Annotated in this window: 16 protein-coding genes; 10 read left to right on the forward strand and 6 right to left on the reverse strand. The window is 64.0% G+C overall.

Annotated features, from left to right (window positions below; all coding sequences use genetic code 11):
• The first annotated feature begins 35 nt into the window (after positions 1-35).
• Complete coding sequence (locus AC1MLZ_RS16810) at positions 36-1,508, forward strand: carbohydrate porin (RefSeq protein ID WP_480959471.1); 1,473 nt, start codon at positions 36-38, stop codon at positions 1,506-1,508.
• Between the two features lie 262 nt (positions 1,509-1,770).
• On the opposite strand, the gene AC1MLZ_RS16815 is transcribed toward AC1MLZ_RS16810, so the two are convergent.
• From AC1MLZ_RS16815 to AC1MLZ_RS16830, 4 genes are all read right to left on the reverse strand, one after another.
• On the reverse strand, positions 1,771-2,139 hold the full coding sequence (locus tag AC1MLZ_RS16815) for a hypothetical protein (RefSeq protein ID WP_480959472.1): 369 nt from the start codon (positions 2,137-2,139) through the stop codon (positions 1,771-1,773).
• A 790-nt stretch (positions 2,140-2,929) separates the two neighbouring features.
• On the reverse strand, positions 2,930-4,717 hold the full coding sequence (locus AC1MLZ_RS16820; RefSeq protein ID WP_480959473.1) for an AMP-dependent synthetase/ligase: 1,788 nt from the start codon (positions 4,715-4,717) through the stop codon (positions 2,930-2,932).
• A 176-nt stretch (positions 4,718-4,893) separates the two neighbouring features.
• Positions 4,894-6,636: a gamma-glutamyltransferase gene (gene ggt / locus AC1MLZ_RS16825; RefSeq protein WP_480959474.1), complete on the reverse strand. Its 1,743-nt coding sequence runs from the start codon at positions 6,634-6,636 to the stop codon at positions 4,894-4,896.
• A 144-nt stretch (positions 6,637-6,780) separates the two neighbouring features.
• Complete coding sequence (locus AC1MLZ_RS16830; protein ID WP_480959475.1) at positions 6,781-7,812, reverse strand: quinone-dependent dihydroorotate dehydrogenase; 1,032 nt, start codon at positions 7,810-7,812, stop codon at positions 6,781-6,783.
• Between the two features lie 183 nt (positions 7,813-7,995).
• On the opposite strand from AC1MLZ_RS16830, the gene AC1MLZ_RS16835 reads away from it, so the two are divergent.
• The 8 genes from AC1MLZ_RS16835 to AC1MLZ_RS16870 all read left to right on the forward strand — a co-directional run bounded on the left by AC1MLZ_RS16835 (position 7,996) and on the right by AC1MLZ_RS16870 (position 15,943).
• Positions 7,996-8,424 carry an SUF system Fe-S cluster assembly regulator gene (locus AC1MLZ_RS16835; protein WP_480959476.1) on the forward strand — a complete coding sequence of 143 codons (429 nt, stop codon included), beginning with the start codon at positions 7,996-7,998 and terminating at the stop codon, positions 8,422-8,424.
• A gap of 124 nt (positions 8,425-8,548) precedes the next feature.
• On the forward strand, positions 8,549-10,039 hold the full coding sequence (gene sufB / locus AC1MLZ_RS16840) for a Fe-S cluster assembly protein SufB (protein ID WP_471811982.1): 1,491 nt from the start codon (positions 8,549-8,551) through the stop codon (positions 10,037-10,039).
• A gap of 85 nt (positions 10,040-10,124) precedes the next feature.
• The gene (sufC, locus tag AC1MLZ_RS16845; RefSeq protein WP_480959477.1) at positions 10,125-10,868 is read left to right on the forward strand and encodes a Fe-S cluster assembly ATPase SufC; all 744 of its coding nucleotides are present in this window, start codon (positions 10,125-10,127) and stop codon (positions 10,866-10,868) included.
• A 115-nt stretch (positions 10,869-10,983) separates the two neighbouring features.
• Positions 10,984-12,060 (forward strand): SufD family Fe-S cluster assembly protein, encoded by a 1,077-nt coding sequence (locus AC1MLZ_RS16850; RefSeq protein WP_480959478.1) that lies wholly within the window; start codon positions 10,984-10,986, stop codon positions 12,058-12,060.
• On the forward strand, positions 12,057-13,271 hold the full coding sequence (locus AC1MLZ_RS16855) for a cysteine desulfurase (RefSeq protein ID WP_480959479.1): 1,215 nt from the start codon (positions 12,057-12,059) through the stop codon (positions 13,269-13,271). The genes AC1MLZ_RS16850 and AC1MLZ_RS16855 overlap by 4 nt, the downstream gene beginning before the upstream one ends.
• Positions 13,268-13,729, forward strand: coding sequence for an SUF system Fe-S cluster assembly protein (locus tag AC1MLZ_RS16860; protein ID WP_480959480.1), 462 nt, complete (start codon positions 13,268-13,270; stop codon positions 13,727-13,729). Before AC1MLZ_RS16855 ends, AC1MLZ_RS16860 begins: the two co-directional genes overlap by 4 nt.
• Positions 13,730-13,866: 137 nt before the next feature.
• Positions 13,867-14,220, forward strand: coding sequence for a HesB/IscA family protein (locus tag AC1MLZ_RS16865; RefSeq protein ID WP_480959481.1), 354 nt, complete (start codon positions 13,867-13,869; stop codon positions 14,218-14,220).
• A 331-nt stretch (positions 14,221-14,551) separates the two neighbouring features.
• Positions 14,552-15,943, forward strand: a complete 1,392-nt coding sequence (locus AC1MLZ_RS16870; RefSeq protein WP_480959482.1) for an amino acid permease — start codon at positions 14,552-14,554, stop codon at positions 15,941-15,943.
• 1,089 nt (positions 15,944-17,032) lie between these two features.
• On the opposite strand, the gene acnA is transcribed toward AC1MLZ_RS16870, so the two are convergent.
• The gene (gene acnA, locus AC1MLZ_RS16875) at positions 17,033-19,717 is read right to left on the reverse strand and encodes an aconitate hydratase AcnA (RefSeq protein WP_480959483.1); all 2,685 of its coding nucleotides are present in this window, start codon (positions 19,715-19,717) and stop codon (positions 17,033-17,035) included.
• 225 nt (positions 19,718-19,942) lie between these two features.
• Positions 19,943-20,308 carry a hypothetical protein gene (locus AC1MLZ_RS16880; protein WP_480959484.1) on the reverse strand — a complete coding sequence of 122 codons (366 nt, stop codon included), beginning with the start codon at positions 20,306-20,308 and terminating at the stop codon, positions 19,943-19,945.
• 130 nt (positions 20,309-20,438) lie between these two features.
• On the opposite strand from AC1MLZ_RS16880, the gene AC1MLZ_RS16885 reads away from it, so the two are divergent.
• Complete coding sequence (locus AC1MLZ_RS16885; protein ID WP_480959485.1) at positions 20,439-20,588, forward strand: hypothetical protein; 150 nt, start codon at positions 20,439-20,441, stop codon at positions 20,586-20,588.
• Positions 20,589-20,734 lie beyond the last annotated feature (146 nt).

The raw sequence follows: 20,734 nt of genomic DNA on the forward strand, positions 1-20,734 counted from the left end.
AGCCGCATGCGCACGCGGCCGGGCAGGAGACCGTTATGTCCATCGCCATCGCCATCGCGCTAACCGCAGCGGCACAAGCCGCGCCGTCCCAAACTCAACCGTCTCGGGCAGTCACGTTGCCGACCGACGCGGCCGTGCCGACGGTGGACACAACCGACGGCGTAGCGCCGGGCAAGCCCGACGAGCGTCATCCGTCGGTATTATACCCCGATACGAAGCAGGGCCCTGCGGACCGAGCGGCGCCGTCAGGCGTTGCGCCGTTCCAGCGCGATAATCCGATCGGCAAGCAATTGCGCGCCTTCAAGGCGGCGGGCATTGATCTTGCGCTCGACGTCGTCGGCAACGTTGCTGCCAACCCGGTCGGGGGTGTTCGCCAGGGCAGTGCGGAATCGCACTGGGTATCGACCGCGGCCGACATCGATCTCGAAAAGCTGATCGGGCTGTCCGATACCAAGGTCCACATTCAAGGGGCATGGTTCAGCGGAGACAGCCTGGGTCGGGACTCGATCGGCAACTCGATCAGTTTTCAGCAGACCTGGCGGCCAGTGACTGGGCCGCGCTTGACGCAGTTCAACGTTGAGCACGATTTCGGCAAGATCAACATTCTTGTCGGGCGTGCAGCAGTGAACAGCTACTTTAATAATTCGCCGTTCAACTGCGTGTTCATGAGCAACACAAGCTGCCTCACGGCGTATGGCGGTATCAGTGACATCGGCATCACTGCCTTCCCCAACTCGTCCTGGACCGCCAAGGCGCGGTACGCGATCAACAAGCGTTGGTATGTTCAGACCGGCGTGTTCGAATACGACAACGACCTAAATCTCAAGGGTAAGGGAGGCCTCGACTTCTCGCTCGGCAAGGGCACCGGTGTGCTTATCGCCAACGAAGTAGGCTATCAGACGACGTTCGCGGACGAACGGCTGCCGCGCCGCTACAAGGCCGGCGTCTATATCAATACCGATGGCGGCCAGAGCCCATATTACGATCGCAACGGCGCTTCCTCCGTTGTGTCTGGGCTTCCTCGTGTCGCACAGGGTGGCAACCGCGTTGGTATGTATGCGATGGCGGACCAAACGATACAGCGCGCAGCGGGCAAGAGCACCCGCAACCTCGCGCTGTTCGGGCGGGTCTTTTACAATGTTGGCAATGTTGCTCAGCTAGACTGGTTCGCCTCGGCTGGTTTCGTCAAGACCGGCACGTTCAAACGCCGCGATGCTGACACGATAGGCTTTCTGATCAGCAATACGCATTTCAGCAATCAGCAGATAAATTATCTCCGCGATTTACGTACGAGGGCTGGTGGAACAGGTTCGCCAAAGTCGAACGAGATCATCGGCGAGATCAACTATGGGTTCGCTGCTATGCCCGGTGTCAGGATACTTCCCAACATCCAATACGTCATCAATCCTGACCCGATATTCGCACCGACCCGCAAAACCGACATTCCGTCTGCAATTGTTCTGGGATTGCGCTTGGATGTACGCCTCGCGCAGGTTTTTGGCGGGTGAAAATCAACGCTACTTCGGCGAGGTGCTTCGCTGCTTCAGGTTTGACATTGGCTTGATGTAAGACCGCTTCGATGAGGCCAGCTGGCCGAACCAACACAACCAACCGTCAATTTGGGTATGCCGTGAATGATCACGTTAGATTGAACACTTTTCGTGTACAATCAGGGTCCGTTGCAAGGATGTTGAACGCCTTGTGCGACGGGTCTAGAACCTGATCGGATGGATGGAAGCCGAGGCTTAGGTAGCGTCAGTCAGGTCATCGTCACAGACTTACGATGGTGCCGCCGAGTAGCCGAAATCGAGTTCTACAGCGGTCAAATCCTGTCCCCGCAACCAACGCCATAGAACTACGACCGCCGCCCTCACGGGCGGTGTTGTCGTTTACGACAAAAGCCAACAAATCCGTCACCCTCGCCACCACCTCTGCCTCCGGACCATGCTCGCCGTGCGGGTAGATCGTCACGCTCTCGATGAGCGTCGCGAGCACTGCCGGCGCCTCGAAACGGATGGTGACATCGTTCGGCGACGTCCGGAGCGCGGTGACCTTCTGACTGAGGCGCTCCACCAGAGCCGGATGCAGCAGGAACTTGCGGGTCAGGTAGCGATTATGGTCGGCGAAGACCGCATCCAAGTGCTCACTCACGGGCACGATCTTGCAACGCCGCGTACCGGCAGCGCGGTTGCGCGCAATGTGTCCAACGTCGCCGTGATCGTCGTCTAATCGCAACCGATGGACAGCTGCTGCCCTGTTTTGATGCGGCGAGACCTTTCTACGCTGAGGGGCCCGGCGAGAACCAGCACGGTCTTCATGGGGTTGGAGTGGGCAGCCGCCTTGCCTGCGCTTGAACAAGCGGGCGGTAAGCTGATCGTCGTGGCCGGGGCGGTCGAGAAGGCGCTTCCGCCATACAGGACATGACTGGACCGCGCGTAACGTTGCGTTGCGACAGTGATCACGGGACGGCGTTGGCTTGCGGGCTGGCCTTTTGCGCCGGCGATAGCGCGACTGTTCGCTTCTCGCGGCGAGCGTCTTCAGCTTGTCGGCGATGTGCTGCTCTGGTCATGTTTGGGCAACGGCGCAATCGGGGCAACGCCGAGATTGGCGTGGAGCTCCTCGAACCGACGCAAGCCATGAACGGCATGCGGATGATGAAGAGCACCAGTTCCGGATCGGTTAGGTTCGAGCGAGGGCCTTACAGCGCAGGCTGGTTGCAATCTCGAACTGATCGGCTGCTGTATCGGCGGCGACCCTACCACAGGCCTGGAAAGGATACGCACCGGGTTCAGTCCGCAAGGTCTGGAATGGGGAACTGCCTGATGACGGAAGAGGACGTTGTGGCAGAGGGTTCGAGCCTCACTTTACCTTCTTCGAGTCCGCAGGGCCTTCTGGGCAGCTTCTCTTCGCAAAAAGGAGAGGATTGTTTCTAGGGCTTATACAGCCCATCCAACCGCTCCCCATAAGCGTCCTTCAAAACATGCCGTCGGATCTTCAAACTCGGCGTCAACTGCTCGTTCTCGATCGTGAACGGACCATCCGCCAGCACGAACCGCCGTACGCGTTCCGTCACGGTGAGGTCCGCATTCACCCGCTCCACGGCATGCCCGATCGCGGTGCGGAACTCGCTGTTCTCAGCCAGTCGGGCAAAGCTGCACGCGTCGCCGTTCGCCGCGCACCATTCCTGCGTCCACTCCGGATCGGGCACGATCAGCGCGACCATGTAGGGGCGTTTGTCGCCCGCGATCATCGCCTGCGCGATCTCGGGCTGGAGCGTCAGCATGCCCTCGACCTTTTGCGGGGCGACGTTCTCGCCCTTGTCGTTGATGATCAGGTCCTTCTTTCGGTCGGTAATGCGGATACGGCCCTTGTCGTCGATCTCGCCGATGTCGCCGGTGTGGAGCCAGCCGTCCTTCAGCACCTTTGCGGTCTCGGCATCGTTGCGCCAATAGCCGTGCATGACGAGTTCGCCGCGGACCAGGATCTCGCCGTCGTCGGCGATGCGGACTTCGGTGTCGTTGAGCGCTGGGCCGACCGAGTCCATCCGGACGCCGGCCTTGGGGCGGTTGCACGAGATGACGGGGGCGGCTTCGGTCTGGCCATAGCCTTGCAGGAAGGTGAGGCCGAGCGACTCGAAGAACAGTCCGACCTCGGGATTGAGCGGCGCGCCGCCCGAGATCATCGCCTTCAACCGGCCGCCGAACTTCTTCGAAATCTTCGGCTTGAACAGGGTGGCGACGGCGGCTTGCATCGGCCGGTCGATCAAGCGGAGGCGACCGGCATAGCGCCTGCCACCGATGTCGAGCGCTTGGCGCAACAGGTACGCCGAAGCGCCGCCCTGTTTCTCGATCGTCTTCGAAATGCGCGTGCGGAGGACTTCGAACAGGCGGGGGACGACGAACATGATCGTCGGCCGCGTCTCTTCGATGTTCGCGGCGAGCTTTTCGAGGCCTTCCGCATAGTAGATCTGGCCGCCGAGCGAGATCGGGAAATGCTGGCCGCCGGTGTGTTCGTAGGCGTGACTCAAGGGGAGGAACGAGAGGAAGACCTCGTCGTCCCAGCCGAAATCCTCCGAGATGACCGACGCGCAGCCGGCGCAATTGTGGAGGATCGCGCCGTGGTGTTGCATCACGCCGCGCGGGGCGCCGCCGGTGCCCGAGGTGTAGATGATGCAGGCGAGGTCTTCGCGCGCGAAGTTTGCGCGGACGGCGGCGGTTTCGGGGGCGGTCTGGTGCGCGGCGATCAGCGCGTGCCAGTTGTGGAAGTCGATCGAGGCGGGGACCTTCATGTCCTCGAGCCCGATCACCGTGTGTGCCTGGTTCGAGCGGAGGACGGCGGGGAGGAGGGTTTTCGCGAGCTTCGCTGTCGAGACGATGATCGCGCAGGCGCCTGCGTTCTCGATGATGTGGAGGTGATCGCGCTCGGTGTTGGTGACGTAGGTCGGCACCGTGACGCACCCCGCCGCCATGATCGCGAGGTCGCTGAGGCACCATTCGGGGCGGTTCTCGCTGACCAGCATGACACGGTCGCCGCGCTTGAGCCCGATCGCGGTGAGGGCGGTGGCGAGGCTGGCGACCTGGCGGGCGGCGTCGGCCCAACTCGTGGCGGTCCACGAGCCGCTCGTCTTGGTCCACAGGAACGGCGCGTCGCCTTTCTCCGCGGCGCGCGTGAAGAACATTGTGACGAGGTTCGGGAATCGTTCGAGCTGGCGGGCCATTGTCTCTCCTGACGTGCTCTTGCAGCTCGATGTTTGATGGGTCGGCTTGCTTTAGTGCAAGGGCAGTATAGCAACACTCGTCATCCCAGCGAAAGCTGGGATCCAGAGTTACGTGCGGTGTCGCTCCTGGCTCTGGATCCTGGGTCGAGCCCAGGATGACGATGGTTAGGTGAGTGTCATTCGGGTGCGCGCTGGAGGGCGCCGACTCGTACGATCCGGGTGACGGTGCCGTCCTGGCGCATCGCCACCCCTTCGCTGCGGGGGTCTGCGGCGCCGACCCATTTGCCGCCGACGCGTTCGATCGCGTTTGCTTTCAGGCCTAGCGCCGCGACCTGGACGTTTTCGCCGAGTGCCTGCAACGCGGGGACCATCGCTTCGCGGGCGGTACCCTTCTCCGCCGCGGCGACGTGGCCGGGGGCATACAGCAGCCCGAGCGCGATCGAGTCCTGCGCGGACAGTTTCCAGTCGACAACGCCGATGATGGCCTTTGCCACCTGCGCGATGATCGTCGAGCCGCCGGCCGCGCCGACCGCGAGGCGGACCTTGCCGTCGGGGCCGTAGACGATCGTCGGCGACATCGAGCTGCGCGGGCGCTTGCCGCCCTCGACGCGGTTGGCGACGAGCGCACCGTTCTTCTCGGGGACGATATCGAAGTCGGTGAGCTGGTTGTTGAGGACGGTGCCGTCGACGGTGATGCCGGAGCCGAAATAGCCCTCCACGGTGGTGGTCACCTGGACGACGTTGCCGCGGGCGTCGGCCGTCGCGATGTCGGTGGTGCCGGGGACTTCGCTGACCGGTGCGCGGGTGCGGGCCGGTGCGCCGGGGGGCGTGCCCGGCGCGACGGTCGCCATCGTCGTGGTAGGGGAGATCAGGGCAGAGCGCTTGGCGAGATAGGCGGCGTCGAGCATGCCCTGGACCGGCACGCGGACGAAATCGGGGTCGCCGACGTAGAGGTCGCGGTCGGCATAGGCGAGGCGGGAAGATTCGGCGAACAGGTGCCAGGCCTGCGCGCTGTCCTTGCCGAGCTTGCCCATGTCGAAGCGTTCGAGCTGCTTCAGGATCATCAGCACGGTGATGCCGCCGGACGAGGGAGGACCCATCCCGCAGACGCGGTAGACGCGGTATGTGATGCAGACCGGTGGGCGGTTCTTGGCGTCGTAGCTGGCTAGGTCGCCGAGCGTCATCTTCGACGGGTTCCGCGTGGCGGTATTGACGGCGGTCACGATCTTCTGTGCCTGCGGGCCGACGTAGAAGCTGTCGGGGCCTTGGGTCGCGATGCGCTGGAGGAGAGCGGCCTGCGCCGGGTTTTTGATCGTCGCGCCGACCGCGACCGGCGAGCCGTCGGGGGCGGAGAAGATCGCGCGGGTCTCGGGCGTGACGTGGTCGCCATATGCGGCCATGCCGTTGACGAGGCGGGGCGAGGCCTGGAAGCCGTTGGTCGCGAGGCGGATCGCGGGGGCGAAGAGTTGCGCCCAGGGGAGTTTCCCGGACGCGCGGTGCGCGAGCGCCATGCCGCGGAGTGCGCCGGGGATGCCGACGCTGCGGCCGCCGGGCACTGCGTCGCTGTGGCTCAGCGGTGTGCCGTCGGGGGCGTAGAACCAGCGTGCATCGGCAGCGGCGGGGGCCTCTTCGCGCGCATCGATCGTGCTGAGCACGCCGCCTACCGTGTGGGAAATCCAGAAGCTGCCGCCGCCGATGCCGGAGCTTTGGGGCTCGACGACGTTGAGGGCTAACATCGTGGCGATCGCCGCGTCGGTGGCGCTGCCGCCTGCTCGGAGGATCTCGACGCCGGCGGCGGCTGCGCGCGGGTCGGCGGCGCTGACCATTCCTTGGTCTTTTGCCAGGGCGGGGGCGGGTTGGCGCGCGTCTACAACGGCGGTGGGGACGAGGAGGGCGAGCGCTAGGAGGGAAGTCTTCATCGCGAGCGAGCCTAGCGCGGTTGGGGTATGAGGCAAGCCAAACCAACGCCCGTCATCCTGGGCTCGACCCAGGATCCAGAGCCACGAAGTACGACGTGTGCTGCTCTGGATCCCAGCTTTCGCTGGGATGACGGGGAGAGTGGGTCAGCGGGCGTCGATTCCCACCGCATCCGCAACCGATGCGATCCCGTCACGCTTCAGCAACGCATCCAGTTCGCGCAGGATGCGGGCGGGGAGGCCGGGGCCTTCGTACACCAAGGCGGTGTAGAGCTGGACGAGGCTCGCGCCGGCGCGGAGGCGGGCATAGGCTTCGGCGCCGCTGTCTACGCCGCCGACCGAAATCAGCGGGATCGCTGCGCCGGTGGCCTTGCGGAAATCCGACAGGCGTTGGCGGGCTAGCGGGGCGAGAGGCGCGCCGGACAGGCCGCCGGTTTCCTTTGCATTGGCCGAGCGCAGGCCGGGGCGGGAGATCGTCGTGTTGTTGACGATCAACGCGTCGACGCCGTTCTCGATCGCGGCGCGCGCTATGTCGTCTATGTCAGCGGGTTCGAGGTCCGGTGCGACCTTGAGGAAGATCGGCGTGCTGCCCTTGGCGGCGGTGCAGGCGGCGAGGAGATCGCGCAACGCTGCGCCGTGCTGGAGGTCGCGCAGGCCGGGGGTGTTGGGGGAGCTGATGTTTATCGTGATGTAGTCGGCGTGGGGGGCGGCGCGGGTTACGCCGTGGACGTAGTCGGCGGTGCGATCGGTGGCGTCCTTGTTGGCGCCGACGTTGATGCCGAGAACGTCTTTACCGCTCGGCCGTTTGTTCACCCGGTCGAGTGCCGCGTCTAGCCCGCCGTTGTTGAACCCTAGACGGTTGATGACTGCGCGGTCCTCCGGAAGGCGGAAGATGCGGGGCTTCGGGTTGCCGGGCTGCGGTACCGGCGTGAGCGTCCCGATCTCTACGCTACCCAGGCCAAGCCCGAAGAACCCATCGATCGCCCGGCCATCCTTGTCGACGCCTGCCGCCAGACCGACGGGGTTGGCAAAAGCGATCCCCGCCACGGTCGTCGCAAGCCGCGGCACGCTGGGCGCGAGCGGCGTGCCGGCCCGTCCCCATGCGGCGAGCGCGGCGATGGTCAGGGTATGCGCGCGCTCGGCATCGAGGCGGAACAGGATCGGGTGGTAGAAGGCCATGCGCGCTCTTAGGCATATTGGCCGGGGCGACCAATCCCTTCTTCCGTCATTCCCGCGAACGCGGGAATGACGGGGATGGGATAGTTGCGAGTCGTTAGCACGGCTCCACGGGTTGACGATGCACTGCACAAAGACCATTTGACCAATCGGATCATATCGGTCCGATTGGACTCCGAAGCGACCATGCGTCTTTCCAGCCTAGCCGACTATGCGGTCGTAATGATGAGCGCCGCGGCGCGTCATTGCGGCGGTATCGCGCGGTTGAACGCGACGCTGCTCGCCGAGGAGACCGGCGTGCCGTTGCCGACCGTGCAGAAGCTGGTGAGCCGGCTGTCGGCGGCGGGCCTGATCGAGAGCACGCGCGGTACTGGTGGTGGTTTCCGTCTGTCACGGCCGCCTGCGTCGATCTCGCTCGCCGACATCATCGAGGCGGTCGAGGGGCCGATCGCGCTGACCTCGTGCGTCGACGGTGCATCGCAGGATTGCTGTGTCGAGCAGACGTGCAAGGTGAAGCCGCACTGGAACGCCGTCAATGGCGCGGTCCGCGGTGCGCTCGCCGGCGTGTCGCTCGCCAGCCTTTCGCAAACCCCGGTTGTACAGGTGCCCGCATGACCTTGCGCGCAGCGCCTTACCCCTTCCTCCGCGCCTCCGCGGCTCCGCGTGAATCAATTGTGTTCACGCGGAGCCGCGGAGCCGCGGAGATTTTAGAGAGCCGCGTTGCGGCGGAGATGGAATGATGGCTACCCGGAACGCAGAGGCGTATGCCGCCGCGAACAAGACGTACGAGTGGGGTTTCTCCTCGGACATCGAACAGGAATTTGCGCCCAAGGGTCTGTCCGAGGACACGGTGCGCTTCATTTCAGCCAAGAAGGGCGAGCCGCAGTGGATGCTCGACTGGCGGCTGAAGGCGTTCGCGTTGTGGCAGACGATGGAAGCGCCCGACTGGTCGAAGCTCAACGTGCCCCCGATCGATTACCAGGACGCGTATTATTACGCGGAGCCCAAGGCGAAGCCGAAGCTTGGGAGCCTCGACGAGGTCGATCCGGAGATCCTGCGCGTCTACGAGAAGCTCGGCATCCCGATCGGCGAGCAGAAGATGCTGGCGGGCGTGGTCGAGGATCCGCTCGATGCGGATGGCAATCCGAAGCGCCGCGTCGCGGTGGATGCGGTGTTTGACAGCGTCTCGGTCGCGACCACCTTCCGCAAGGAGTTGGAGGCTGCGGGCGTGATCTTCCGTTCGATCTCCGAAGCGATCAAGGAATATCCCGAGCTCGTGCGGAAATGGCTCGGCAAGGTCGTGCCCCAGCGCGATAACTATTTCGCGACGCTGAACTCGGCGGTCTTCTCCGACGGGACGTTCGTCTACATCCCGGAGGGCGTGCGTTGCCCGATGGAGCTGTCGACGTACTTCCGCATCAACGCGGAGAATACCGGGCAGTTCGAGCGTACGCTGATCGTCGCGGACAAGGGCTCGTACGTCTCGTATCTCGAGGGCTGCACCGCGCCGATGCGCGACGAGAACCAGTTGCACGCGGCCGTGGTCGAACTGGTCGTGCTCGACGATGCCGAGATCAAATATTCGACCGTGCAGAACTGGTATCCGGGCGACGAGAACGGTGTCGGCGGGATCTATAACTTCGTCACCAAGCGCGCGCTGTGCCAGGGCAAGAACTCGAAGGTCAGCTGGACTCAGGTCGAGACCGGCAGCGCGATCACGTGGAAATACCCCTCGTGCGTGCTGCTCGGCGATGGCTCGGTCGGCGAGTTTTATTCGGTCGCGGTGACCAACAATCGCCAGCAGGCCGATACCGGCACGAAGATGATCCACCTCGGCAAGAATACGCGCTCGACGATCGTGTCGAAGGGGATTTCGGCCGGGCGTTCGGACAACACGTATCGCGGGCTGGTGCGCGTCGCGCCGACCGCGGAGGGCGTGCGGAATTTCACCCAGTGCGACAGCCTGCTGCTGGGCGACCAGTGCGGCGCGCATACCGTGCCATATATCGAGGTCCGCAACCCGTCCGCGCAAATCGAGCATGAGGCGACGACGTCGAAGATCTCCGAGGACCAGCTGTTCTACGCGATGTCGCGCGGGCTGGACCAGGAGGCGGCGGTGGCGCTGATCGTGAATGGCTTCGCGCGGGAGGTGCTGCAGCAGCTGCCGATGGAGTTCGCGGTGGAAGCGCAGAAGCTGCTGGGAATTTCGTTGGAGGGGTCCGTTGGCTAACGCTTCCTGGCATTCGCGAGAATGCCGGGAAGATTACCACGCGCAGCCGCACGAAGAATACAGATTTGGAATTGGGCTAAATTCGATGCTAAAAATTGAAAACCTCCACGCCGAGATCGACGGCAAGGAAATCCTCAAGGGCTTGTCCCTCACCGTAAACGCGGGTGAGGTGCACGCGATCATGGGGCCGAACGGGGCGGGCAAGTCGACGCTGGGCTATGTGCTCGGCGGGCGGCCCGGTTATGACGTCACTTCGGGCTCGGTGACGTTCGATGGCGTCGATCTGCTCGAGCTGGAGGCGCATGAGCGTGCCGCGGCGGGCGTGTTCCTCGGCTTCCAGTATCCGGTCGAAATCCCCGGCGTGTCGAACGTCCAGTTCCTCCGCGAGGCGCTAAACGCTCAGCGCGCGACGCGTGACGAGAAACCGTTGTCGGGCGGCGAGTTCCTGAAGCTGGCGCGGGGGCAGGCGGATCTGCTCGGCATGGACTACGACATGCTCAAGCGGCCGGTGAACGTCGGTTTTTCGGGCGGCGAGAAGAAGCGTAACGAGATGGTCCAGATGGGCATCGTCAACCCGAAGTTCGCGATTCTCGACGAGACGGATTCGGGGCTGGACATCGATGCGCTGCGCGTCGTCGGCGATGGCATCAACCGCATCATGCGCGCGCCCGACAAGGCGGTGCTGTTGATCACGCATTACCAGCGGTTGCTGGATTACGTGGAGCCGGACTTCGTGCATGTGCTGGCCGATGGGCGGATCGTTCGTTCGGGCGGCAAGGAGTTGGCGCAGCAGCTCGAGAGCGAAGGCTATGTGGGGATCGCCGCATGAGTCCTTCTCGCGCTGCAAGCGCCTCAATCTCTCCACTTACTCTCCGCGGCTCCGCGTCTCCGCGTGAGAAAATCTTGTTCACGCGGAGACGCGGAGACGCGGAGGAGGTGCGTTCATGACGACGCTTACCCTTCCTTCGACTCGCGAGGAGTCCTGGCGCTGGGGTGATCCGGCGGCGATTGCGGCTGCGGCTGAACTGCCGCGCGGCGTCGCGCTGGATGCTGGCGAGTGGTTTCTCGACTTGCCAGGTGCGCGGGCGGTGTTTGTCGATGGCGTGCTGGACGAGGCTCGGAGCGATCTGCGGCATGTCACGATCGTTCCAATCGACGGCGGATCGCATGTCCTTGGGCGTCGGACCACCGGCTTAGGCTGGTCTTTGCGCGTCGAGGCGGATGCGACGGCCGAACTGATCCAGATCGTCCATGTCGCAACCGGCGGCGACAATCAGCTGCCGGCAGAGATCGTGCTCGTCGCTGGCGCAAGCGCTTCCGTGGTCGAGACCTATGTCGGGGCTGGCTGGTCGAACCGGTCTACGCGGATGATGCTCGGCAAGGGCGCTAAGCTCAAGCGGGCGGTGCGGTTGCTTCAGGTCGACGGCTTCGTGTCGTTGCGAGACGAGGCCGAGATCGGTGCGGAGGCTAGCCTGATCGTGACGGTGCTCGGCGCGGGCGATGCCGGGACGCGGATCGATGGGTCGGTTACGGTGACGGGTGACGATGCGTTTGCCGAATATGGTGGCGCGTTGCTGACGCGGCATGGCCAGCGGCAGGAGTGCGCGGTGTCGGTGCGGCATGCGGCGCTGAACGGGCGGAGCAAGCAGATCTGGCGTGCGGTCGCGGCGGACAAGTCGACGGCGAGCCTTGCGGCGCGCGTCGAGGTGGCGCGGGATGCGCAGAAGACCGACGGGGTGCAGTCGTTGCGTGGGTTGCTGTTGCAGCGGACCGCGACGGTGAATTTGAAGCCCGAGCTGGAGATCTTCGCAGACGACGTGAAGTGCGCGCACGGCGCGACGGTCGGCGAACTCGACCAGCGTGCGCTGTTCTACATGCAGAGCCGTGGCATCCCGCATGCGAAGGCGCAGGTGCTGCTTACGCGCGCGTTCGTCGGCGACGCGTTTGCGCAGATTGCGGATGAGACTGTGCGGGAGGCTTTCGTGGCGGATGCGGATGCCTGGCTGGAGCGGGCATTGTGAGCGTGATCGCCGACGTTCGTCCGCTGGATCGCCTGTCGGATTTTCCGGCGATCCCCGAGGGTTGGGCGTATCTCGATACCGCCGCGACCGCGCAGAAGCCGCAGGTCGTGGTCGATGCGATTACGCGCGCTTATGGCGAGACTTACGCGACCGTCCACCGCGGGGTGTACCAGCGTTCGGCGGACATGACGCTGGCATATGAGGCGGCGCGTAAGGCTGTGGCGCGGTTTATCGGTGCGGGTTCGCCGGACGAGATCGTGTTCGTGCGCGGGGCTACCGAGGCGATCAATCTGGTTGCGACCTGCTGGGCGGGGACGCAATTGAAGGCGGGCGATCGCATCATGCTCTCCATGCTGGAGCATCATTCGAACATCGTGCCTTGGCAGATGATCGCCGAGCGCCTCGGGGTCGCGATCGACGTGTTGCCGCTGACGCCCGACCATCGCATCGATCTCGACGCAATGGAGCGGATGATCACGCCGGCGCACAAGCTGGTCGCACTCGGGCATGTCTCGAACGTGCTCGGCTCGGTGCTTGACGGCAAGCGCGCTACCGAAATCGCGCATTCGGTCGGGGCGAAGATCCTGCTCGACGGGTGTCAGTCGGTGCCGCGGATCACGGTCGACGTTAAGGCGATCGGCTGCGATTTCTACGTGTTCTCGGGGCACAAGCTTTATGGCCCGACCGGAATCGGCGTGCTTTGGGCTCGGCCGGAGTTGCTGGAGGCGATGCCGCCTTACCAGGGTGGCGGGTCGATGATCGATAAGGTGAGTTTCGCCAAGACCACCTACGCACCGCCGCCAGGGCGGTTCGAGGCGGGGACGCCGCATATCGTCGGTGCGCTCGGGCTGCATGCGGCGATCGACTATGTCGAGAGCATCGGGCTGGGGGCGATCCACGCGCACGAAACGGCGCTGGTGACCGCGACGCACGACGCCCTGTCGGGGATCAATTCGGTTCGCCTCTATGGCCCGGCGGATTCGGCTGGGATCGTGAGCTTCACGATCGAGGGGGTTCATCCGCACGACATCGGCACCATATTGGACGAGGAGCGCGTCGCGATCCGCGCCGGCCATCACTGCGCGCAGCCGCTGATGGAGGCGCTGGGTGTCGAGGCGACGGCGCGTGCGAGCTTCGGCGTGTATAACGGGCCGGCGGACGTTGAAGCGTTGGTACGCGGTATCGAGCGAGTAACGAGGATTTTTGGATGAACGATCGGTTCGAGATCGAGGAAGTGGAGGCGGTCCAGTCGCCGCCCAAGGCTCGCGTGGTCATGGATACGGACTCCGACGCGGAGCGTAAGCGCGATTATCTCGCGGGGTTCCTGGCGCAGAAGCCGCAGGTGGATTCGCCCGGCGAGCCCGGTGGCGCGGTGTACGATGCGATCATCGACGCGCTGAAGGAGATCTACGATCCCGAGATCCCGGTGAACATCTATGATCTGGGGCTGATCTACGGCGTCGAGGTGACCGATGACGGGCATGCGGTGGTGTCGATGACGCTGACGACGCCGAATTGTCCGGTTGCGGAGTCGATGCCGGCCGAGGTCGAGATGCGCGTCGGGTCGGTGCCGGGGGTTGGGTTTGCGGAAGTGAACCTGGTCTGGGATCCGCCTTGGGATCCTCAGAAGATGTCGGATGAGGCTAAGCTCGAACTGGGCATGCTATAACTTCTGCTTCCCCTCCCGCAAGCGGGAGGGGGCAGGGGGTGGGCTCGCGCTCACCTCGCGAACGACGGTTATGAGTGGCTCGCCGGGAGCCCACCCCCGGCCCCTCCCGCTCGCGGGAGGGGGAAGGAAGAACGATGATGGCGACGACATTGCGAGCACGGCCAGCGGCGCTGAACCTCACGGCGACCGCACACGCGCGGATTGCCGACCTGATGGCGCGCGCGCCGGCGGACGCGATCGGGGTGAAGCTGTCGACGCCCAAGCGGGGGTGTTCGGGGTTGGCGTATTCGGTGGATTACGTGACCGAGGCCAAGCCATTTGATGAACGCATCGAGACGCCAGGCGGTACGCTGTTCGTCGATGGTGGTTCGATCCTGTACCTGATCGGCTCGACGATGGATTGGGTCGAAGACGACTTCACCGCCGGCTTCGTGTTCCAGAACCCCAATGCCAAGGGTGCCTGCGGGTGCGGCGAGAGCTTTACCGTCTGAGACCTTTGGAGAGCGCTAGAGAGCGCTAGACTGTTTCCCCGCGAAGGGGGGACGCAGACTGGGCTCCCGCCTTCGCGGGAGAACAAGAGGGCGGTAATCTCCCGTTCGGATGAAGTCCCTCGCCTTGCGATCGGGTCGGGACGGGCCCAAACCCACTCCGTCACCCCGGACTGGTTCCGGGGTCCACCGTTCCGCGAACTCGGACTTTTAGGATGTGAGGAACCGTGGATGCCGGAACGAGCCCGGCATGACGGAGGGTGAGGGCGAGTAGCGAACTTGCCCGCCGCGCCCGTCCTGTGCCACTCCCCACGCCCAACAAGAGGGGATATCCGTGGCCAGCCTGTTTCGCCGAAAAATCGTCACCGAGCAGCCGGCCGAGCATCAGCTCGCCCGGACGCTGTCGTGGCCGCATCTGGTGGCGATGGGTGTCGGCGGAATCGTGGGCACGGGCATCCTGACGCTGATCGGCGTCGGTGCGGGGCTCGCCGGACCCGCCGTCATCCTGTCCTTTATCATTGCCGGCGGGATCTGTGCCTGCGCGGCGCTCGCCTATGCCGAGATGGCGACGATGATCCCGGCATCGGGCAGCGCGTACACCTACAGCTATGTGGTGCTCGGCGAACTGATCGCGTGGGTGATCGGCTGGTCGCTGATCCTCGAATATTCGCTGGTGGTGTCGACCGTCGCGGTCGGCTGGTCGGGCTATGCCGCGCCGCTGCTGCGCGGCGCATTCGGCTTCCCCGAGGCGCTGACGCTCAGCCCTGAGCTGGGCGGCATCCTCAATGTCCCCGCAATCTTCATCATCGCGGTCGTGGCAGGCGTGCTGTCGGTCGGCACCCGCGAAAGCGCGACGCTCAACGCAGTGCTGGTGGCGGTGAAGATGATCGCGCTGGCCGTGTTCGTGTTCATAGCGCTGCACTATTTCAACAGCGCAAACTTGCACCCGTTCATGCCCTACGGCTTCCCCAAGGCCGTCCAGCCGGATGGGGCCGAGCGCGGCGTCATGGCGGCGGCGGCGATCATCTTCTTCGCGTTCTACGGCTTCGACGCGATCTCCACTGCGGCGGAGGAGACGAAAAACCCAGGCCGCGACCTCGCGATCGGGATCGTCGGGTCGATGGTCGTATGCATCGCGATCTACATCCTCGTCGCGGTGGCGGCCGTCGGCGCGCTGTCGTACGCCCGGTTCGCGGGCAGCGCCGAGCCGCTCGCATTGATCCTTCGCGAGATCGGCCGGCCGGGGTTCGCGACGTTCCTCGGTGCGTCGGCTGTTATCGCCTTGCCGACCGTGCTGCTCGCCTTCCTGTTCGGGCAAAGCCGGATATTCTTCACGATGGCGCGTGACGGGTTGCTTCCTTTGAGCCTAGCCAAGGTGTCGAAGCGAGGCGCGCCTGTGCGGATCACGTGGATCACGGCGGCGATCGTCGCCGTGATCGCCGGGCTGTTGCCGCTAGCCGAAATCGCCGCGCTGGCCAACGCCGGCACGCTCGCTGCGTTCGTCGCGGTGTGCGCGTGCATGCTTGTGATGCGCCGCCGCGCGCCCGACGCGGTGCGGACGTTCCGTGCGCCGGCAGCGACTTTGGTCGGCACGATCGGCATCCTCGGGTGCCTGTACCTGTTCTTCAGCCTGCCCTCGAAGACGCAATTGTATTTCGGGTTGTGGAACCTGCTCGGGCTCTTGATCTACTTCGTCTACGCCCGGCCAAGGGCACTTGCGAAGTAACCTGCTGGACAATTGGGATCACGAGCAGGTCCGTACTAGACGCGATCGAAGGCAAAAGGTGCGCCGGTCGCAGGTAGCGACTGCTGCCCTTCAGTATGCGATTTACACTGCGAGCTTCGGGCGTACGGCATGGCGATTCTACTCTACTCTAACCTAAGCGAGTGCTAGGTTTTCCATCGTAGAAAAAGCGTTGAGATTGTTGCTGTGCCTGCGATTTCTGAACTGTTAAGCCGGTGATGAAAATATTTTCATCGGTCGTTGAGTTGCTGTTGGCCTGGGCTGGCTGTTAACAAGCAGTTTGAACTGCACCAAATAAGGGCGATCCTACGGGGTCGCCTTTTTTGTTTTGGGGCGGGGCGTGTTTCGATAGTTCGCGTCTAGGATGTCGCAGGGTCGCTTCGTCGTTCCGGATTTGCTTGATACTCATACCCTGCGGAAGAGCACCTCCCCGGCAGAGGCCTGGGTCCAGTTGGCACACGTGGCTGACGAACGCCGCGATCCGTTACCGTGACCTCTCCAACTGGACCCGGCCGTCGCCGGGGAGGTGCTGTTTGTTCGCATCGATCGGGGCCGGTTGGTTCAAGGCTCGCGGTGCCGCAAAGCAGATGGTGAACTGCTACTCGTCGCGTGCATACCGATACCGACGGGCCTGCTCTAAAAATGATCCGCCACACCCGGTCTCTCATGCGACACTGTCGTGCAAAAAAATGTTCTCACACATTACCGACATATGCCTGACACATATCGGGACGAAAGGGAGTGCGTCGCCGTTCCTTTCCCCCTGTGAGCGGTGACTTCGACCGGGTCTCCCCTGTCCCGGTCTTCTCCCTGAACTACGGGGCGACCTTCACGGTCGCCCCGCCTTTTTGCATTTTGCAGATGCGCGCGGGACCGCTGCTGGCCGCGGAGCGCTGTCAGAACTAGGCGAAGAGCTCGCTTTTCATCGTCCGCCAATACACGTCATCCCAGCGAACGCTGGGATATCCCTCGTGGTGGGCGACGCGGGCCTCACGGAGATATCCCAGCTTTCGCTGGGATGACGGTATCGAGCGGTCACTCCGGATCGCGCCGGGGTGATGGTGCAAGCCTTTACGCGGCCAGCTTGCGCAGGACGTACTGCAGGATGCCGCCGTTGAGGAAATATTCCAGCTCGTTGACGGTATCGATCCGGCACTTGGTCTGGAACGTCTCGCTGGTGCCGTCGGCGCGCGTCATCGACACAGTGACGTCCTGACGCGGGCGGATGCTGGCGACGTCGAGGATCGTGAAGGTTTCCGAGCCGTCGAGGCCGAGCGTCTTGCGATCCGTCCCTTCGGCGAACTGCAACGGCAGCACGCCCATGCCGACCAAGTTCGAGCGGTGGATGCGCTCGAAGCTTTCGGTGATGACCGCGCGGACGCCGAGCAAATTGGTGCCCTTTGCCGCCCAGTCGCGCGACGAGCCGGTGCCGTATTCCTTGCCGGCGACGATCACCAACGGCGTGCCGTCTTCCTTGAAGCGCATTGCCGCGTCGTAGATCGCCATGATCTCGCCGTCGTACTTCGACATGCCGCCTTCGACGCCGGGGACCATCTCGTTCTTGATGCGGATGTTGGCGAAGGTGCCGCGCATCATCACATCATGGTTGCCGCGGCGTGCGCCATAGCTGTTGAAGTCCGCCTTGCTGACCTGATGCTCCTGCAGGAAGCGGCCAGCGGGCGAATCGGCCTTGATCGAACCGGCCGGCGAGATGTGATCGGTGGTGATCGAATCGCCGAGGATCGCGAGCGGCTTGGCGTCGATGATGTCCTGCACCGGCGATGGCGTCATGCTGAGGCCGTCGAAATAGGGCGGGTTGGCGACATAGGTGGAGCCTGCGCGCCATGCGTAGGTGTCAGACCCCGTCACGTCGATCTCGCGCCACTTGGCGTCGCCCGCATAGACGTCGCCATAGCGTGCCGCGAACATCGTCGCGTCGATGTTGGCGTCCATCGTGCTGCGGACTTCCTCGTTGGTCGGCCAGATATCGCGCAGATATACGTCCTGTCCGTCCGAACCCTGGCCCAGCGGCGTCTCGATCATGTCGGTCGTGACGGTGCCCTTGATCGCATAGGCGACGACGAGCGGCGGCGAGGCGAGGAAGTTGGCGCGTACGTCGGGCGACACGCGGCCCTCGAAGTTGCGGTTGCCCGAGAGCACCGACGCGGCGACGAGATCGTTCTCGTTGATCGCCGAGGAGATCGCAGGCGCGAGCGGGCCCGAGTTGCCGATGCAGGTGGTGCAGCCATAGCCGACGAGGTTGAAGCCGAGTGCGTTCAGGTCCGCGGTAAGCCCGGCCTTGTCGAGATAGTCGGTGACGACCTGCGAACCGGGGGCGAGCGAGGTCTTCACCCAGGGCTTCGACTTCAGGCCGAGTGCGTTCGCCTTGCGGGCCACCAGACCGGCGGCGACCAGCACCGACGGGTTCGAGGTGTTGGTGCAGCTGGTGATCGCGGCGATCACGACGTCGCCGTCGCCGATGTCGTGCTCACGACCCTCGACTGCGACTCGGGCAGGCTGCTCCTTGTGGTACAGCTTGTGGAGGTCGCTGTTGAACACCTCGTCGACCTTGTTGAGGCTGACGCGGTCCTGCGGGCGCTTCGGGCCGGCAAGCGACGCGACGACGGTGCCCATGTCGAGTTCGAGCGTATCGGTAAAGATCGGGTCCTCGGCGTTCTCGTCGCGCCAGAAGCCGTTGGCCTTGGCGTATGCTTCGACCAGCTCGACGTTCTCATCCGAGCGCGCGGTGAGGCGCATGTAATCGAGCGTCTTGTCGTCGATCGGGAAGAAGCCGCAGGTCGCGCCGTATTCGGGCGCCATGTTGGCGATCGTCGCGCGATCGGCGAGCGTCATCGACGACAGGCCGGGGCCGAAGAACTCGACGAAGCGGCCGACCACGCCCTTGGCGCGCAGCATCTGCGTGACGGTGAGCACGAGATCGGTGGCGGTGATGCCTTCCTTCAGCGCGCCGGTCAGCTTGAAGCCGACGACTTCGGGGATCAGCATCGACACCGGCTGGCCGAGCATCGCGGCTTCGGCCTCGATCCCGCCGACGCCCCAGCCGAGCACGCCGAGACCGTTGATCATCGTCGTGTGGCTGTCGGTGCCGACCAGCGTATCGGGATACGCGATCATGGTGCCGTCGCCGTGGTCACCCGAGCTGGCCGACGACCAGACGGCCTGGCCGATATATTCGAGGTTCACCTGATGGCAGATGCCGGTGCCGGGGGGGACGACCTGAAAGTTGTCGAGCGCCTTGCTGCCCCATTTGAGGAACTCGTAGCGCTCGAAGTTGCGCTCGTACTCGAGGTCGACGTTATCGTGGAACGCCTGGGGCGTGCCGAATTCGTCGACCATCACCGAATGATCGATGACGAGGTGGACGGGGACCTGCGGGTTGATCTTCTCGGGGTTGCCGCCGAGCTTGGTCATCGCGTCGCGCATCGCGGCGAGGTCGACCACGCAAGGGACGCCGGTGAAGTCCTGCATCAGCACGCGGGCGGGGCGATACTGGATCTCGCGGTCGCTGCGGCGTTCCTTCTGCCAGTCGACGATCGCCTGGATGTCGTCGCGCGTGACGGTCACGCCGTCCTCGAAGCGCAGCAGATTCTCGAGCAGCACCTTCATCGAGAAGGGCAGGCGGCTGATGTCGCCGAGCTGTTCCGACGCCTTGGCGAGGCTGTAATAGTCGTACGACTTGCCGCCGGTTGACAGGCTGGTGCGGGTCTTGAGGGTATCCTGGCCAATGGCAGTCATAGGGGTCCTTCCCGTGGGCGTCGGGCCGCCGGGCGCCGAGGGGAAAGCAGCCATAAAGGCCGCGCGGGCGCACCGGGAACCGAGCGAAAAAATGCTGTTACCGAGGGGGCCTTAGCAAGGGGGAGCGCATCGGGGAAGGGCACGGGTGCGTGTGGAGGGCGCTAATCTTCAACACCCGCAGCGGTTGAACGGCCGAGATCGAGCTATGCTCTCGGATTGGGGGGCTCAGGTGGGGCCGTCGGACTTGTGAATAGCGCTGGCGTCGCGGAGGAAGCCCTCCATCCGAGCCAATGCCGATTGCGTCAGGGTTACGGCCTCACCGTCCGCATAGGGCTTGATCTGGTCATCCGCTACGAGATGCGCGAGCCATCGTTGCCCTACGGCTGAGGGCGTTCCGGCTGCGGCGATCAGTTCGGTTTCGGAGAGGTCGACACCTTTGGTCTGCGCGACGAACAGACGCAGCATCATATTCCAGGCGTGCTCGTCGAAGATTTCGCTGGGAAAAATCTCGGCGCGCAGGCCCCGTACGCGAATGAGATTTTCGGCTGTCCGTGCCGACTGATAATGTTCCGATTCGGTTTTGTTTGCCATGCCAAATGCTAGGCGTCGTCCATGTGCAATTCCACAGTAAAGAGTAGGGATTCGTTTACTAACTTAAGTCAACATAATCTGCTCTAACTTAGTGACTTGCGCGCGCGCGGCAGACTGCCGAACAGAAGGCATGGCGGTTGGGCACGAGGATAACGGAGCGTTGCGCGAGGCGATCGCGCACGCGTTGCTGATCGCCGATGAGCGGCTGGATCATCTTGTCGGCGCGTTGCTCGCCCAATGTCTCGATGAACTCGATCGAAAGTGCGCTGGGGGCAATTGAACCGATCGCCGTGACGGGATGTAGTCTGCTCCCATGTTCGAGCGACGACATCGGGCGACAGCTTTAGGTGGATGCTTCGCTGACATCGCAACGCGCGCCCACATGTGGTCACGATTCGGCAGCACGACCTATGTCGACGCACTACA

It is taken from the genome of Sphingomonas sp. PEI4 (assembly GCF_056679955.1).